Here is a 16,610-nt window from a genome sequence, read left to right on the forward strand (position 1 = left end):
CATCTTCGTCAATGATTTGGCCTAACTTGAGAACATAAGATGTTCGTAGATGATGGGTTCAACGGTAGGAAAAATATTGAGCAAGTCACCGGCTGTGGCACCTCGGCAGCTGCCCGACTCGGCGTTGCGTTTTGTTGGATTTTTAGCGTTCTTTGACCGATATGCCACACCGCCCATGTTCGTCGCCCTCTCGTTGAGCACGGCATTATCGTTGTCTCAAGCGGTAGAACTTGTGGCCGGATACTCCTTGCTTTACGCATTGGGGCAGCCGATTTGGGGGCTACTAAGCGATCGGTTCGGCCGCCTCACGGTGCTTCGCTATGCATTGTTAGGCGCCACCCTAGGCGCAATCGCCAGCACGCTATTCACTTCTTTTCTCGCCCTACTGATAGCCCGGGCGTTGACCGGACTGATGTTCGGTGCCCTCTATCCCACATTATTGACGTTGCTGGGCGATACCCGCGTTGGGCTTGCTAAGGCTCGTGGACTCTCGGATCTGCAGATCTTTTCGTCCTTGGGCACCACCTTGGCGACGCTCGTTGCCGGTGCCATCGCCACATCCATTGATTGGCGTTTGGTCTTCTTACTTCCCGCATTCGGAGCCCTCGCTGCCCTCTGGTCGCTACGCCATGTGGCGGAGCCACAACGCGAACAAACCGAACGGAATTTCAAAGCTGCCTTTGGCCGGGAGAATTTGTTGCTCTACGCGGTGGTCTTCCTCGAAGGCGGACTGCTCATGGGCTTCTTGACCTATATCGTGCCGGCCTTACAAAGCGTAGGGATGGGATTCTGGCTCGCCGGTGTTCTGGGCTGCGGTTTTGCGATCGGCGTGATTCTCGGAGCACGGTTCATGCGGATACTCGTGCCGAGGTTTTCTCGCACATGGCTTATCGGAATCGGCGGGATCATCCTGACTCTCAGTTTTGCACCTTCTGCGTTGTGGCCCTCCGCAGTGGCCTATACCGTGACGGCGTTCCTCATCGGTGCGGCTAACGCGATTATGCATTCCTCGATGCAAGGCTGGGCCACCGAAGTGGCACCTCAAGCTCGTGCCACAACGGTCTCGTTCTTTGTCTTCGCATTGTTCTTTGGAGCTTCGGCTGCCACTTACCTGACTGCGGATCTCGCAGAACAAGGAAACTACACCCAGATTTTCGCAATAGGTTTCTGGCTTAGTATTCTGCTGGTGGCCGTCGCTACTTGGCTGCATGCGCATTGGTACGCAAAGCGACTAAATTAGAACAGCGTACTGAGCAGCACGCCAACGCCCATGGCGGTCAACGCTATACAGGCGACTAGTTCTAGACGCAGCGTAATCTCAGGCTTCTTGAACCAATGCATGGCTTTCGCGGCGACTGCGCTCAGGGTCAGCAGGTAAAGAAAGCCGACCACGGCAAAGACCGCGCCTAGTCCCATCCCCCACCACAAGGTATTTGAACCTTTAGGGATGAAACTTGGCATCATCGCCAGAAACAATAACCCTAGCTTTGGATTCAGTGCCGCCGAAAGAACACCAGCGATAAATGCTTGTCGGCCCGTCCGCCGCTGCATTGTATTAGCGTGAACATTTCGCGTCTCGGTGCGTGCAATCGCGTTATCCGCATTGGCGACGGCCCGGGAATTGCGGAATCCAGAGATTCCCAAGTACATCAGATACAGTCCGCCAAGAATGGCGATGACCGTTTCAACTACCGGATAGCGCTGCATCACCGAGGCCGCGCCCGCACCGGCTAAGGTAGCCCACGCAAATATGGCCGTCACCATGCCAAGCGCCGCAACGATACCGTGAAACTGCCGCACCAGAGAGAAACGAAGCACTAAGAACGTGTCCGGCCCTGGCGAGAGAGTGACCATCACACATACCCCGAGGTATGCCAGAAATGAAGCCCAAGTCATGGTCTTCAATTATAGAAATCAGTCAAGAGGGTGCGGGAATTCATGACGCTGGCCTAGCATTAGAAGAACAGTATCTAGGCGCAGAGGAGGCGAAGAAGGATGACGCAGTCACCACGGGGACCGCAACCCGAATGGCAAGCGCCCGCCTCCACACAAAACGCTTACCCATTGTTGAGTCCAGGGTATTCCCTCGCCCAGACCTCGATGGTCCTCGGGATCCTTTCACTTTTTGTTGTCGGAGTGATCCTCGGTCCAATCGCTCTGATGAAAGCGCACGAAGCCGAACGAGATTATGGAGTTCAAGCTACGGTTGGCAAGGTTACCGGACTAATCGGTTTGATTTTTGGGGCGTTGCAAGTTCTGGCAGTCGTTGGGTATTTCCTTCTCATGCTGTTCCTAATTCCAGCCTCAATCTATGGTTCCAATTAGTCAAAGAACGGCTGAGGCCTTGATTTACCAACCATTTTTTAGTTTTAGGAGTCACCAATGAGTACCGAAAATAACGAACCGACCAATCCATACACCTCTGGACAGCCTCCGCAGTATTCCAGCCAGCACCCAAATCAATACCCGAACCAATACCCAGGACAGAATCAGCAGTTTGGAGGCGCTCCGGGATACCCGGCGTACGGCTACAACCCGCAGCAGGCCGAAGGTGCCCAGTTAGCGCAAACATCGATGATCTTAGGGATCATTTCACTCTTTGTCGTGGGCATTATTCTGGGCCCTATAGCCATCGTGAAGGCCAAGAAAGCCGAACGAGAATTTAACACCGATGCCACCGTTGGAAAGGTCACCGGCTGGATTGGAACGATCTTCGGAATTATCGGCGTTCTTTACATCATTTTCCTGATCGTTGTTGCTTTCTCGTTTGCCGGAACTTCCATGATGTATTCGGACTACTCATAGTACGCACCGGCACAAAAGCCGACGGAGCCCCGGTCACTACACATGATGTGTGGTGACCGGGGCTCCGTCTGTATCGGCCCCTATCCATCCCCCATGGAAGGATACGGGAAACTTATTCTGCGGTTGGCAGGACGAACGATGCGTCGATCTCGATCTTGACCTTGTCGCTAACCAACACGCCGCCTGCTTCGAGAGCAGCGTTCCAGGTGATACCGAATTCCTTGCGGGAGATGGTGGTCGCAGCAAAGAAGCCAGCGCGGGTTGCACCGAAAGCGTCGACAACCTGGCCGCCGAGCTCAGCCTTGAACTCAACCTGCTTGGTAACGCCGCGGACGGTCAAGTCGCCAACCAAAACGAACTCTTCGTCATCACCCTTAACTCCGGTGGACTTGAAGGTCATTTCTGGGAATTCTTCAGCGTTGAAGAAGTCGCCGCTCTTTAGGTGACCGTCGCGGTTTGCGTCCTTGGTGTTGACCGAGTCGATCTTCACGGTAGCTTCTACCGAAGATTCTGCTAGGGTCTGGCCAACAGTCAAGGTTGCGTCAAATTCCTGGAAGCTACCGCGGACCTTAGAAACGCCTGCGTGACGAACCGAGAAGCCAATTTCCGAGTGCGATGCATCCAGGTTCCAGGTACCGGTGGTCAGTGGCGAAGTTGCAGTTGAAGTCATTTTCAAATTCCTTTCTAAGGCGCCAACCATGTAGTTGACGTTTCAATTTGTTTTGCTGATACAAGTATTGCACTGTTTAAGTTGAAGCGTCAACCACCTTGCGCAAGAAATCTTTAAAATCTTTCGAAGCTCGCCACCTAACTTCTATCTGACTAGTAATTTAGCTTTCAAAAATTCTTGAAAAAAGTCTTATCTCCCGTTGGTTTGATGGATAGACTGACCGCATGAGCACCCATGAAAACATCCCAGACAAACAGGAACAAGAAGCTGAGCTAGCAGCAGACCTTGAACAGATCTGGCAAGAAGAGTCACCAGGCACCGCCAAAACCACGAAGTTCGCCGATGAAGTCGACGGTGAGCTTGGTACCCGCGGGGGTTCCTGAGCACTTTTGTTGATGACACTTGCATGGACCACAAAGCAATAAGTCTTGCCCGCTTCATCAGTGTCTCAAGGTAGGCCGCAGCAAAGAACCAACTGCGCGTAAACTCTGCGCGTGCGCTGCTTTATCCGGGTTAACAGCAAGTAACCGCCTTCGGAGGATCCCTCCGAAGGCGGTTACTTGCTGTTAACTATGTTCTTAGGGGGCCGTTATTAGACCCTCGTTGAGCATCCATTCATAAGCTACGTCGGCAGGTTCGCGTCCCTCGACGTCCACCTGATAGTTCAGGTCCAACAGAACCTCATCGGTAAGGAGCGGCGCAATCTGCGCCATCACGTCTTTGACACCAGGGTTCTTTTTCAAGAACTCCCCGTTGAAGGCAGGCGCTGCGTTATAGCTTGGGAAGTATTGTTTATCATCTTCCAATACCGTCAGATCCAACGCCTTGATACGTCCATCAGTCGTGAAGACCTCACCGAAGTTACAGGCACCTTCTGCGGTCGCTTGGTAGATAGCACCCACATCATAAAGGCCAACGTTGTCCTCCTTGACCTGGCTTCCGCGCTTCATCCCGTAATGCTCAAGCATTGGAGTTAGACCGTCACGCCGCGAGTTGAACTCCGGATCAACGCAGAAGGTCAGCTCTTTTGAATCCAGCTTGGACATCTCGGAAAGCTTTGTAATGCCCAAGCGATCGGCCACCTCGCGGTTCATGGCCATGGCATACGTGTTGTTCAACGGGGCTGGTTTACCCCACACAATCCCATTGGCTACGTCCTCATCATGCACCGCTTGCCACTGCTTTTCAGCGCCAACGATGGGCTTTTCATGCCCTAGGTAGGTCAGCCAGGCAGTTCCCGTGTACTCCCACAATGCGCTGGCATCTCCCGAGAGCAATAACTGACGTGCTGGCTGTGAGCCTGGCACATTAGTCAGGTCGGTGACGTTGTAACCGGCAACATCCAATGCGATCACCGAAATCTTGCCCAAGAGTAATTGTTCGGTAAAGGACTTCGAGGTGACAGTCACTTTGGCGTCTTTGTCCAGCGACTGATCTGCTTTGATAAGCCCGGGATTAGCATCTGGCACCGTACCGGTTGCCGGGCTCAGCCCGCACCCGGTCAAGCCAATGAGTGCTGCGAAGGATAGGGCCCCAAATTTCAGTTTGCGATTCATGAGAGTCCTTTCGGCCGAGCGACCTGTTCCACGACTCGCCCCAGCCAGTCGATGGTCAGCGCAAGTAGTGCAACCAGCAGCGAACCGGCAATCAACACCGCGTTCAAGTTCAGGTTCACCCCGGTGGTAATGAGAATTCCAAGTCCACCGCCATTAATGAAGGTCGCCAAAGTGGCCGTACCAACGAGCAGTACCAAAGCGGTTCGAATTCCGGAAAGCATGACCGGAACCGCAAGCGGTAGCTCCACCTTGAAGAGGACCGCAGATTGGCTCATTCCGATACCGCGCCCTGCTTCTACGAGCCGCTCATCAACTTGCTGTAAGCCGACAATGGTATTCGAAAGTACCGGAAGGATCGCATAAATCACCAAGGAGACAATAGCCGTGACGGGGCCGAATCCCAGCCAGAAAGCCAGAAGTACGATTACGCCAATGGCCGGTGCTGCCTGGCCAAAGTTTGCAATTGCGCGCACCACGGGTGCTGCCTTGCGAAAAGCAGGACGGGTGAGAATGACACCAAGCGGAATCGCAATGATCAGAACGATCACCGCTGAAATCAGCGTGATTTCTAGGTGCTCCTTCGTGTACCCCCAGATTGTTGCCGGGTCCAGCGTTTGCCTTTCCGTCTCGGTGAGGTTGGCGTTAACCAGCCAAATCACCAAGATTCCGAAAGCTGCCGCGATACCTAACAACTGGTAAATCAGTCCGCGTTTTTCTGCGTTCACGAAGTCTCACCACCAGATTGCTGACTATCCAACTGGATATCTCGCAAGTTAATTGCACCAGAGTTCAATCCCACCGGGGCGTCATGGTCCCCATCCATGTTGGAGTTAGTGGCAGCGATCGCTTCCATGACCGTTTGTACGGTGATGATTCCCTTGAGGACATCGCGCCGCCCGGTGACCAAAGCAGACTCCGTGCTGGCAACAAGCATGGTGTCCAACGCATCATTGAGCGTTGCCTGCTCACCGACTACCGGCAAATCCGGATCGTAAGTACCATCGATGATTTCCGCACGAGAAAGCTGCCGGCGGTTTAGACGGCGCACCGGACGTCCGCGTGAATCGAGTACCACCACATATTTGCGGCCGGCACCTTGCAATTGCGACAGTACATCCGAGGCATTCTTTCCGGCGGTTGTAGTGATTGCCTCGGAGAGTTCCACCTCGTTCACGCGAGTCAACGTCAGCTGCTTTAGACCGGCACCGGAGCCGATGAAGTTTTCTACGAACTCGCTGGCCGGGTTAGCCAGAATACGTTCCGGGGAATCGTACTGCTCCAGTTGCGCGCCTTCGTTGAAGATCGCGATCCAATCTCCCAGCTTCACAGCCTCATCAAAGTCGTGGGTCACACAAACAATGGTTTTCTGAACCTCAGACTGAATGTTGAGCAGTTCGTCTTGCAAACGCTGACGGGTGATCGGGTCCACCGCGCCGAATGGCTCATCCATCAATAGCACCGGTGGATCAGCCGCCAAGGCACGGGCCACACCTACGCGCTGCTGCTGTCCACCAGAAAGCTCCTTCGGGAAGCGGTCGCGATAGAGCTCAGGGTCAAGCGATACGAGTTCAAGCAGCTCATCTACGCGGGCCGCAATTTTTTCTTTAGACCAACCCAGCATCTTGGGCACCATGGCGATATTAGTAGCCACGGTCATGTGCGGGAAGAGGCCTCCGGCCTGGATGACGTACCCGATACGGCGGCGCAGTTCGTCGCCGTCCATCTCTGTCACGTCTTCTCCGTTGATGATAATTTCGCCAGAGGTCGGCTCGATCAGCCGGTTAATCATTTTCAGCGTTGTGGTTTTGCCACAGCCCGAGGGACCAACAAACATCACGATGGAGCCTGCAGGGATCTCAAGAGTCAGGCCGCCAACCGCGGGTTTTTTCTGTCCAGGGTAAGTCTTGGTGACTTCCTGGAGCATGATCGACGCTCCGGTGACGTTCTGTTCGGTACTGGTTTCGACTTTATTTTCAGACACGGATACCTCGCGGGATAGTCAGTCGGCCAACGCCGAGCAAGATCAAATCAAGAATGAGCGCCAAGATGACAACACCGACCACGCCGGTGACGACGGATTCTAAGGCGTTTGCACCACCCAGCCGGGATAGGCCCGAAAAGATATACCCGCCAAGCCCAGGGCCCAGCGCGTAGGAGACAACTGCGGCCACACCCATAACCATCTGCGCTGAGATGCGCACGCCGGTTAAGATCACGGGCCAGGCCATGGGCAGTTCGACGGAGATCAGGGTTTTCATGCGGCTCATGCCGATGCCCTTCGCCGATTCAACGACCGTCGGTTCGATGTTGTTTAGTCCCACGATGGCATTTCTCAGAATTGGCAGGGCCGCGAAGAACGTCACGACGATCACCGCCGGTAAAACACCAAAGCCGAAAGGAACGATAAGAATACCGATCAGTGCAAAGGACGGGATGGTCAGCCCAATTGCACTAATGCCATTGGCCAAACCGGCCAACGATTTGCTGCGATACACCAGCACGGCGATCAGCACCGCAATGATTGTCGCCAAGACGAGGCATTGGGCTACAAGCCACAAATGCTGCCAGGAGGCGAATAAAATTTGGCGATATCTTTCGCCGAAAAAGTCACCCACATTAAGACCTGCTTCACTTTAGTTTCGTATCATCCACTGAGCTGGAATAGGTACCTATACTCAGCATTCGCCCCAAGTTTACCGGCCTTAGCGCTCATCGTTCGGTATCATTTTGATAAATCTTCAGCTGACTTGGTCAGATATGAGTGTCGTTTTGGCCTATCTGCATGGCGCAACATGCTAGCCAAGACGGTGCGAATGTAGTGAGATAGAAACATGAAACTAGCTACCGTGCGACTGACCACCGAACCCGGACTAACAACGGCCGCCGTCATTGAAGATGGCAGACTGTACTACCTGGAAAACTTGTCGAACATTCAGAAGTTCCTACGTCTCGATGATCCAACCCAGCAAGAAGTCGTCGCACGAGCCTTAGTCGGTGACTCGATTGCCGAAGCCGAGGCTGATTATGCCCCGCTGATCCCCAACCCGGCCAAGGTGTACTGCATAGGCCTGAACTACCGGAACCACATAGCCGAGGTGGGTGCCGAGGAACCAGAGTTCCCTACGGTTTTCGCAAAGTTCGCTTCCACGCTCTGCGGAGCAAATGACACTGTAGAAATCCCTGCCGAGGATCACCGCATGGATTACGAAGGTGAGCTCGCCATCGTCATCGGTACCGCCGGCCGGCGCATCTCCGTCGAAGATGCGGCAGCACATATTGCTGGTTATGCGGTTTCCAACGATGTCTCCATGCGCGGTTTCCAGGGACGAACCACCGAATGGTTGCAGGGTAAGGCGTGGGACAAGTCGACTCCAGTGGGCCCATGGTTGGTCACCTCCGATGAATTTAGCGCGGGCGCGAAGATCACCACGAAGGTCAACGGTGAGGTAGTTCAGGAAGATTCCACGGACGATCTAGTGTTCTCCGCGGCCGAACTAGTCTCCTACCTATCGGTCATCAATGAGTTGCAGCCTGGCGATTTGATCCTCACCGGAACCCCCGCCGGGGTGGCCTTGGGCCGACGTGACGAGCATGGGCGCCGTCCATGGCTGAAGGCAGGAGACTTGCTCGAAACTAGCATCGATGGTCTGGGCACTTCCACGATTAAATTCGCTTCCCTTTAGCCACTAACCCTTAGATGTCCCCGCGTCAGGTTTTAGACGCGGGGACATCTTTTAATCCGCTCTTAATCCCGTTAGTGCGACACGAAACAACGGTTGTGACTTGACTCTCAGCATCACGTATGATGGCTCACAATGTCACTTCGAATGGCAGTCATCATCATCATCAATCACTCGCATCGAAGGATCTAGAACTCATGGACGCATTGGGAACACTCTTCGGAGATATCTCCTCGGTTATTTGGGGGCCGTTTGTCCTCATCCCGTTGCTCTTGGGCACCGGGTTGTATCTGACCATCCGCTTAGGCGGTTTGCAGTTCCTCAAGCTCGCAGCAGCACTTCGTCTGGGCCTGCTCAAGCGCAAAGACGCCGAAGCTGAAGGCGATATCTCGCAGTTTCAGGCGCTAACCACTGCATTGGCCGCAACTGTCGGCACCGGTAACATCGTGGGTGTTGCTACCGCCATCGGCATTGGTGGACCGGGCGCACTATTCTGGATGTGGGTCACCGGCCTACTCGGTATGGCATCAAAGTACACCGAAGCCTACTTGGGTGTTCGCTTCCGCGGAACTGACGCAGCTGGCGAAAAATCCGGCGGTCCACAGTACTACCTCGAACGCGGCATCAAGGGTCCTTTCGGCAAGTTCTTGGCACTGTTCTTCGCCATCGCCGCGACCCTGGCCTGCTTCGGCATCGGTAACATGACTCAGGGCAACTCGATCGCGATCAACCTTGAGAGCTCATTCAACGTCACCCCATGGGTTACCGGCGTCATTCTGACCGTACTATCCATCGCTGTTCTTGTTGGTGGCATCAAGTCCATCGGTCGAGTCACCGCTGGCTTCGTTCCAGTGATGATCGTCTTCTACGTGGCAGCTGCGATCTACATCCTCATCTCCAACGTATCTGGCATTCCTGCTGCATTCGGTGAGATCTTCACCGACGCCTTCACCGGCACCTCGGCAGTCGGCGGCTTCGCCGGTTCGGCAATCATCATCGCCGTTCAGTTCGGTGTAGCTCGCGGTATCTTCTCCAACGAGTCCGGTATGGGTTCGGCTGCTATCGCTGCAGCTTCGGCGCAGACCACCCACCCAGTACGTCAGGGCTTGGTTTCCATGACCCAGACCTTCATTGACACCATCATCGTGGTTACCTGCACCGGTCTGGTTATCATCACCACCGGTTCCTGGAAGCTGGTCGATGAGGCAACCGGTGAACAGATATCCGCTGCACTGATGACCGGCGAGGCCTTCACTAACGGCCTGCCAGGTGAATGGGGCCACTGGATCGTCACCATTGGCTTGGTCATGTTCGCCTTCTCCACCATCCTTGGCTGGTGCTACTACGGTGAACGAAATATCGAGCGCCTGTTCGGTCGCAAGCTGGTCATGCCATTCCGCATCGTCTTCTCGCTGGTCGTTTACGTAGGTTGCACCACCGAGCTGACCGCTGTCTGGAACTTCTCGGACATGATGAACGGTTTGATGGCACTGCCGAACTTGATCGGTCTGCTAATTCTCTCCGGTATGGTGGCTCGCGAAACCCGCTGGTACCTGAAGAATGATCCGAAGCTGGAAGCCAATAAGGCAGAAATTGAGAACTTCATGTCCGCCCGTCCAGGCTGGGCAGAGTGGAAGGCCGGTGACGTGATCGGTTCTTCGAAGAACCGTGGCGCTCACCAAGCTGCGCAGGATCCGGACACGATCCGCTAAGCTCCGGATACACTGTCAATAATTAATACCGATGGCGGCGATGGCAACCTTTCAGGTTGGCATCGCCGCCATCGGTTTGGCTTAGATACAGCACTGGCTGGAGTCCACCGTGAGGTGAATTCCAGCCAGTGTTTTATTGCTTGTGAAGTCTAGGCGTTCCACAATCCGTAAGAGTCGGCCAGGTCGGCGATCTTCTGCGCACGAGCGAGTCGAGGCAAGTACGAACCATCGCCCACTGAGGCGCCCGCGGCGTGTGCTTCGAGCAGCTCCATGGCCCAGGAGAGCTCGTCCTCGCTTGGAGCCAGTGCAGCGTTGATACCATCAACATGTTCGCTGGATAGGGAAAGCTTTCCGGTCATACCCATGGAGGCGGTGACCAGTGTTTCTTCGGTAACCTTGGCAGCATTTGCGCCGGGAGCCGGTGGACCGTCGATAGCGCCTGGCAGCTTACCAACGCGGGATGCAATCACGAGCTTGCCGCGTGCATACGCCAACGCCATCGGGTCATCAGAAACACCGGTGTCTTTACGGAAATCATTAACACCGAAGGCTAAACGGAAAGTGCCCGGAGCCGAGGCGATGTTGGTGGCGTTTTCGATACCTACGGCAGTTTCGATCAGCGCGAGCACCGGGGTGCCTGCACGCAAACGCATTGCGGTGTAGGTGACCTGCTCTGGCTTTTCGGTCATTGCGAGCATGACGCCGCGTAGGCCAGGGGTCTCAGACAGTGCTGCAAGGTCATCTGCCCAGAAGTCGGTGTCGGTACCGTTCACGCGGACCCAGGCGGTCATGCCGTTGGAAAGTGCGCGCACCACGTTGTCGCGGGCGAAAGCTTTTTTATCGTCGGGAACTGCTGCTTCCATATCAAAAATCACCGAATCAGCTTCACAAGCTAAACCGGGTCCGAAGTCTTCTTCTCTGGCAGCGTTAACCAGGAGCCACGAACGGGATAATTTTGCTGGGAGGGCCGCAGCGCGACGATTTCGGAAAGCCATATTACAAGCCTACTCACTTTCTGCGCCCGTCTTCTACCGACACCCACCAGCATCTATCACTTGCACCGAAGCTCACAGATGAAGCTGATTACATTCCCATGTGGTCAGACCAAAGAAGTCAATAAACCAAGGATTTCACCGAAAAATCTACGACCCAACCCAGAGACGAAATCCTGCAAACTTCAGTTTTTCGGAACCAGCCCGAGGCCCACATCGGCAAATTTACGCGCTAATTTTGGTTGGCCTGTAGTGCTCCAAGTGGAAAATCATCACCAGCAAAAAGAATCTCTAATACGCGCACCGATTCGCCGTAACGCCTGTACGCAAAGGGCACCTGCAACCGAATCCCTGTAGATATGCCGGAGAAAACCAGAAGTCGCCCGTCCTTCCAGCAAGAGGTATGCGCGTGAGCAAAATGTTCATGATTCTCAAGTACGGATGCTGAAAATCCGTTCAACATCTGCAAACTGTCTTCCACATCTAAACCGCGGACGAGAAACTCCGGGTGCCCAATTTTGCTCAAACCGACGGTGTAGGCATAGGGCTCGTAGCATTCGTCGCCCTCGACATAAATAATCTCCCTGCCGTAATCTCGAATGCGTTGAGCCGTCTGGGCTTCTACCTGTTTACGAGTCATTCCATTGCACATATCGCACATGATGTCTCTCCTTAGGGAACGTGCGGTTTCCAGATCTTATTTATTTCCCCTTCTTGGCCTGATTTATCAACCACGTCCTGCGTAAGGCTCTTCTTCAAGGCTGATAAAACTCAATGGTTCGTCGCACTGTAGCCACGTGGGAATTTCATCACCACAGATCTCGCTGACGATATCCAAATCGTGTAGCCCACACGGTGCCTCTCGAAAAAACAAGTCGCTAAACACCGAAGTGCACTGGGAGCCAACATCGAAGCTCTGTCCGTGCCTTGTAACTTGTTCGGCGAGGTGCGTGAGTAACGCAAAAACTTCGTCATCGGTTCCGCCGACGGTCATCACTTCACTGTGGCCAAGACTGGACAACCCGAGAGTGAAGCCAAGAACTCGTGGGCTCCTTTCGCCTCTGCACAGCAAGATGGCAAAACCCGTCGCGGCAATTTCGGCATTGGTCAGCAGCGCCAGTCCCTTTACTGGCAAACTGCAACGGACGCATATCGTAGCTTCTGAATAATCTTCCATGTCTCTTCCTCACAAGGTGGGTTCAGGTACCTGCAAGTGTTGCGAGAATCAGGGTCACGTGGATACAAGAATTCTCAATTGTGGATAACTTGGCTGGCCCGGTTCGGTAGCGGGTTAGCGTCACCATCGCGGAACTGAAGGAAAAGATGGCGTTCGGGCAAGGACGACAACCGCCCTCAGCATTCATCGCTCCAATGTCTAGCTTCGTTTCAGGACTAGGGAAGTCTTCTCTGGTCATAAACCCAGGTCCCAACCTGGTAACAAAAGCCTCATTGCGTCATGCAGCTACATGCCAAGACTTCTTCATTCTTAAGGCTCGACCGTCCGAACGAACGCTGAAAGTATCGCATAAAGGGAGCTAGCCGCTACTGCCAAAAGACCGGGAGAACAACCATGGGAAAACCACTTCATTTCAACGCCTTCGTCATGAACACCACCAGCCATATCCAGCACGGTCAGTGGCGCCGCCCAGATGCCGGGCAAACTGAATTCAACGACGTTAATACCTGGATCAATCTCGCCAAGATTTTGGAGGAGGCAAAGTTCGACGCGATGTTCTTCGCCGATGTCTCCGGACTTTACGGAGATACGGAAGCCGACTATGACGTGTATGTCCATGAAGGTCTGCAGATCCCGTCAAATGACCCCACCGTGTTGCTCGGTGCTTTGGCAGTGCACACCACGCAGATAGGTTTGGCCACCACCTCAAACATCGTGCAGAACCACCCGTTTAACTTTGCCCGACAGATCTCCACCCTGGACCACATTTCTAATGGGCGCATCGCCTGGAATGTTGTCACCGGCATCAACGAAAACGCCTCGCGCAACTTCGGTCTGCCAGCGTTGACAGACCATACCGAACGTTATGTCTGGGCCGACGAGTACATCGACGTCACCTACAAACTTTGGGAAGGCTCGTGGGATGAAGGCGCCTTGCTCAAGGACAAGGAAAATGGGCGGTACGCGGATCCAGCAAAGATCAACAAGATCTACCACCAGTCAAAGCGCTACCGAGTCGAAGGACCTCACCTGCCTTCGCCATCCAAGCAGCGCACACCGGTACTTTTCCAAGCTGGGTCTTCCGCATCGGGCCGGGATTTTGCAGCGCGCAATGCCGAGGCGACGTTCATTATTGCTCCGACACCTGCCGTCGCCAAAGAACTGATCGACGAAACCCGCCGCTTGGCTGTTTCCCATGGGCGCCGGGCCGAGGACATCAAGTTCTTCCAGGGACTATCTTTCGTTATTGGCGACACCGAGGAAGAAGCACTAGAAAAGTCCAAGTACTACGATGAGTTCATTAGCGTCGACGGCTACTTGGCGCACATGGCGATCCTCGACAGGACCGGGCGGGTATACCCGAAGGAAACCAAGCTCAAGGACCTTGATACCAATACCTCCAAGGGAATGGCCGAATGGGCCGGGAAGCACATTACAGATCGCGAACCGACTCTTGAGGATGTGGCAACGCTTCAGTCCCACAGCACCCGCTTGGTTGGTACGCCCGAGCAGATCGCAGATCAGCTCGAAACTTGGCAGGCCGCTGGAATTGATGGCATCAACGTCATCAATTGGGTGATCCCAGGTTCCTTCCAAGAATTTGCGGACAAGGTGCTGCCGGTCCTCCGCGCGCGTGGTTTGGCACAGTCCGAGTACTCCGAAGGCACCTTGCGTCAGAAGCTTTTCGGCGACGGAGACTTGCTCAATGAGCGTCATCCGGCCGCCCGCTACCGTGGAGCGTTTACCCAGGGCCCAAGTAATTGGGAAGAAGCCGATGCACTACGGGCCAAGGCGCCCGCCACCGTCTAATTCGATCTGTGCTTAAACAGGTGAGCGTCCGAGAATCATCACTGATTCTCGGACGCTCACCTTGGTCTGGCAACGATTACTGTTGCGACCTATTCAGCATGTTTCCTCTGTGGAGGAATTATTTAGCTTCTTCGGCCAGCGCGCCCACTGCGGCGGCAACCGCTGGCATCACACGATCATCGATGGCAGAAGGAATGATGTAATCGGCGGACAAATCATCGCCGACGAGGTCAGCAATGGCGTGTGCCGCGGCAACCTTCATCGCTTCGGTGATCTTCTTGGCACCCGAGTCCAAGGCTCCACGGAAGATGCCTGGGAATGCGAGTACGTTGTTGATCTGGTTAGGGAAGTCACTGCGTCCGGTGGCTACTACTGCCGCATACTTCTTAGCAACGTCCGGCATGATTTCCGGGGTTGGGTTAGACAGCGCGAAGATGATCGCGTCCTTGTTCATCTTGGCTATTGCTGCCTCGTCAAACTGCGAAGAGGACAAGCCAACAACAACATCGGCGCCTTCCAACGCTTCGGCAAGACCACCCATGACGTCCTCACGATTGGTACGCCCGGCAAGTTCTGCCTTGACCGCGTTGAGATCATTTCGTTCACGGTGAATGGTTCCGCGTGAATCGAGAACGATCACGTCATCGACACCAGCTTGCAGTAGCAGGTTTGTCACGGCAACGCCGGCAGAGCCGGCGCCGGAGATGACAACCTTCAGCGAGCTGATTTCGCGTTTGGTGTGGCGGGCCGCGCCAATCAACGCTGCCAGCACCACTACGGCGGTGCCGTGCTGGTCATCATGCATCACCGGGCAGTCCAAGGCTTCGATCAAACGCTTTTCAATTTCAAAGCAGCGCGGTGCCGAGATGTCTTCGAGGTTGACCGCACCAAAGCTTGGGCGGAGACGAATCACGGTTTCAACGATTTCATCCACGTCGGTGGTGTTCAGTACCAGTGGGATTGAATCCAGGCCGCCGAATTCTTTGAATAGCGCGCTCTTGCCTTCCATGACCGGCAGGGATGCGGCAGCACCAATGTTGCCAAGTCCAAGGACTGCGGTTCCGTCAGAGATGACCGCGACCAGGCGTGAGGCCCAGGTGTGGGTAGCGTGCTTTGCTGGATCATCTGCAATTGCTTGGGATACCTTGGCGACACCGGGGGTGTAAGCAATGGAGAGGTCACGCTTGGAATTCAGGGGCATCTTCGATTCAACGGAGAGCTTGCCGCCAAGATGGGCGTTGAAGATCTCTTCGTCGGTGATGGTGGTCAGGTCTGAGGTAGTTTCAATAGACATTAAAAGTATCTGCTTTCAAGAAAGTTCTGATTCACGAAAACGCAGTACCCACGAAACTTGTGGCATAGCGTAGGAACGCGCATGACCATTCATCCGACCGCAAAGGAACCCGAACCAACGCATTTAAGGTGGACATCAGGCTTCCCTATACACAATCCCACTCCGTCGTTGCCAGGTAAGGCGAAACGCTCCGTCGTGGTGTGCCGGAAGATGGCTGGTCAGTACTTTCTTTAGACCTACAATTTCCACCATACGGGAACCGTTGATCGTTTTACAACCCCCGTTCGTCGCATTGGGGTAATAATCGATAAATACATCAGTAAGTTTCCTGACGACCAAATTCTATGCATTCTGCTCTTTTCTCAGGCAAGATGAACACATGGCATCACCTACTTCCGCACTTGGCCGGGTCCGTACCTTTGAAGCACTAGACGCGAAAACTACGCAGCGATTACAACGCGCTTTAGCCGAGTCGGAGGACACCACGGTGTTCGTCAACGGCACCGCGTTACAACTACCTAAAGACGCACATGACGCCTTGCTTGAGGTGCTCAATCGCTTCGCAGCTGGCGAGTCGGTCAGTATCGGGACTACCGAGTTGCTACTCAATACCTCTCAGGCGGCGCAGATGGCTGGAATTTCAAATTCATATCTGCGCAAGCTGGCCGATGCGGGCATCATTCCCGTGGAATACCGCGGAACTCACCGGCGCATACGTCCGAGCGCTATTCAGGCTTGGCTTGATCAACGCCCGACGACAGAATCAGAAGCTAAAGACGTACCTACCGAATAATTTTGATTCCTTGCCATCTGGTAAATTTACTGCTGGAATACTAAAGTATTCCAATAGAAAACTTCGCTTGGGCACCACCAAAGGCGATGCCACACTTCCTGCAACGAGCGGGTAGCTGCCGG

18 protein-coding genes are annotated in these 16,610 nt (G+C 54.3%); 8 read left to right on the top strand and 10 right to left on the bottom strand.

The window, feature by feature from the left end:
* Positions 1-76 precede the first annotated feature (76 nt).
* Positions 77-1,240: an MFS transporter gene (locus tag CQ011_RS14615; protein WP_286161217.1), complete on the top strand. Its 1,164-nt coding sequence runs from the start codon at positions 77-79 to the stop codon at positions 1,238-1,240.
* On the opposite strand, the gene CQ011_RS14620 is transcribed toward CQ011_RS14615, so the two are convergent.
* The gene (locus tag CQ011_RS14620) at positions 1,237-1,896 is read right to left on the bottom strand and encodes a LysE family translocator (RefSeq protein WP_105678440.1); all 660 of its coding nucleotides are present in this window, start codon (positions 1,894-1,896) and stop codon (positions 1,237-1,239) included. The two genes, CQ011_RS14615 and CQ011_RS14620, sit on opposite strands and share 4 nt — an antisense overlap.
* A 99-nt stretch (positions 1,897-1,995) precedes the next feature.
* Here CQ011_RS14620 and CQ011_RS14625 point away from each other — a divergent pair, with 99 nt between their 5' ends.
* Entirely contained in the window at positions 1,996-2,325 is a 330-nt protein-coding gene (locus tag CQ011_RS14625) for a hypothetical protein (protein ID WP_105678441.1), read from the top strand.
* A 57-nt stretch (positions 2,326-2,382) separates the two neighbouring features.
* Positions 2,383-2,805 carry a DUF4190 domain-containing protein gene (locus CQ011_RS14630; RefSeq protein WP_105678442.1) on the top strand — a complete coding sequence of 141 codons (423 nt, stop codon included), beginning with the start codon at positions 2,383-2,385 and terminating at the stop codon, positions 2,803-2,805.
* A gap of 112 nt (positions 2,806-2,917) precedes the next feature.
* Here the strand turns inward: CQ011_RS14630 and CQ011_RS14635 are convergent, their stop codons facing one another.
* On the bottom strand, positions 2,918-3,475 hold the full coding sequence (locus CQ011_RS14635) for a YceI family protein (RefSeq protein ID WP_105678443.1): 558 nt from the start codon (positions 3,473-3,475) through the stop codon (positions 2,918-2,920).
* A 224-nt stretch (positions 3,476-3,699) separates the two neighbouring features.
* Between CQ011_RS14635 and CQ011_RS17885 the strand changes: the two genes are divergently transcribed.
* On the top strand, positions 3,700-3,858 hold the full coding sequence (locus tag CQ011_RS17885) for a hypothetical protein (protein WP_181148140.1): 159 nt from the start codon (positions 3,700-3,702) through the stop codon (positions 3,856-3,858).
* Positions 3,859-4,053: 195 nt separating this feature from the next.
* Here CQ011_RS17885 and CQ011_RS14640 read toward each other — a convergent pair whose 3' ends face one another.
* The 4 genes from CQ011_RS14640 to CQ011_RS14655 are packed head-to-tail and all read right to left on the bottom strand — an operon-like array spanning position 4,054 to position 7,646.
* Complete coding sequence (locus tag CQ011_RS14640; RefSeq protein ID WP_105678444.1) at positions 4,054-5,031, bottom strand: glycine betaine ABC transporter substrate-binding protein; 978 nt, start codon at positions 5,029-5,031, stop codon at positions 4,054-4,056.
* Positions 5,028-5,756: an ABC transporter permease gene (locus CQ011_RS14645; protein WP_096254852.1), complete on the bottom strand. Its 729-nt coding sequence runs from the start codon at positions 5,754-5,756 to the stop codon at positions 5,028-5,030. Before CQ011_RS14645 ends, CQ011_RS14640 begins: the two co-directional genes overlap by 4 nt.
* The gene (locus tag CQ011_RS14650) at positions 5,753-6,955 is read right to left on the bottom strand and encodes an ABC transporter ATP-binding protein (RefSeq protein ID WP_096254932.1); all 1,203 of its coding nucleotides are present in this window, start codon (positions 6,953-6,955) and stop codon (positions 5,753-5,755) included. Before CQ011_RS14650 ends, CQ011_RS14645 begins: the two co-directional genes overlap by 4 nt.
* Before the next feature lie 49 nt (positions 6,956-7,004).
* Positions 7,005-7,646, bottom strand: coding sequence for an ABC transporter permease (locus CQ011_RS14655; RefSeq protein ID WP_096254851.1), 642 nt, complete (start codon positions 7,644-7,646; stop codon positions 7,005-7,007).
* A gap of 216 nt (positions 7,647-7,862) precedes the next feature.
* Here CQ011_RS14655 and CQ011_RS14660 point away from each other — a divergent pair, with 216 nt between their 5' ends.
* Together CQ011_RS14660 and CQ011_RS14665 are read left to right on the top strand one after the other, a co-directional pair.
* On the top strand, positions 7,863-8,714 hold the full coding sequence (locus tag CQ011_RS14660) for a fumarylacetoacetate hydrolase family protein (RefSeq protein WP_096254850.1): 852 nt from the start codon (positions 7,863-7,865) through the stop codon (positions 8,712-8,714).
* Between the two features lie 194 nt (positions 8,715-8,908).
* Positions 8,909-10,423 (top strand): alanine/glycine:cation symporter family protein, encoded by a 1,515-nt coding sequence (locus tag CQ011_RS14665; protein WP_105678445.1) that lies wholly within the window; start codon positions 8,909-8,911, stop codon positions 10,421-10,423.
* Positions 10,424-10,572: 149 nt separating this feature from the next.
* Here CQ011_RS14665 and CQ011_RS14670 read toward each other — a convergent pair whose 3' ends face one another.
* The 3 genes from CQ011_RS14670 to CQ011_RS14680 all read right to left on the bottom strand — a co-directional run bounded on the left by CQ011_RS14670 (position 10,573) and on the right by CQ011_RS14680 (position 12,592).
* On the bottom strand, positions 10,573-11,418 hold the full coding sequence (locus tag CQ011_RS14670) for an HpcH/HpaI aldolase/citrate lyase family protein (protein WP_105678446.1): 846 nt from the start codon (positions 11,416-11,418) through the stop codon (positions 10,573-10,575).
* 229 nt (positions 11,419-11,647) lie between these two features.
* Entirely contained in the window at positions 11,648-12,055 is a 408-nt protein-coding gene (locus CQ011_RS14675; RefSeq protein WP_219844218.1) for a DUF4262 domain-containing protein, read from the bottom strand.
* Positions 12,056-12,142: 87 nt separating this feature from the next.
* Complete coding sequence (locus CQ011_RS14680) at positions 12,143-12,592, bottom strand: hypothetical protein (protein ID WP_105678448.1); 450 nt, start codon at positions 12,590-12,592, stop codon at positions 12,143-12,145.
* A gap of 393 nt (positions 12,593-12,985) precedes the next feature.
* Between CQ011_RS14680 and CQ011_RS14685 the strand changes: the two genes are divergently transcribed.
* Positions 12,986-14,401: an NtaA/DmoA family FMN-dependent monooxygenase gene (locus tag CQ011_RS14685; protein WP_105678449.1), complete on the top strand. Its 1,416-nt coding sequence runs from the start codon at positions 12,986-12,988 to the stop codon at positions 14,399-14,401.
* Between the two features lie 118 nt (positions 14,402-14,519).
* On the opposite strand, the gene CQ011_RS14690 is transcribed toward CQ011_RS14685, so the two are convergent.
* Positions 14,520-15,695, bottom strand: coding sequence for an NAD(P)-dependent malic enzyme (locus tag CQ011_RS14690; RefSeq protein ID WP_105678450.1), 1,176 nt, complete (start codon positions 15,693-15,695; stop codon positions 14,520-14,522).
* 379 nt (positions 15,696-16,074) lie between these two features.
* Here CQ011_RS14690 and CQ011_RS14695 point away from each other — a divergent pair, with 379 nt between their 5' ends.
* Positions 16,075-16,488, top strand: coding sequence for a helix-turn-helix domain-containing protein (locus CQ011_RS14695; RefSeq protein WP_105678451.1), 414 nt, complete (start codon positions 16,075-16,077; stop codon positions 16,486-16,488).
* Positions 16,489-16,610: the final 122 nt, after the last annotated feature.

This window comes from Arthrobacter sp. MYb213 (genome assembly GCF_002979915.1).
Lineage (GTDB): Bacteria > Actinomycetota > Actinomycetes > Actinomycetales > Micrococcaceae > Glutamicibacter.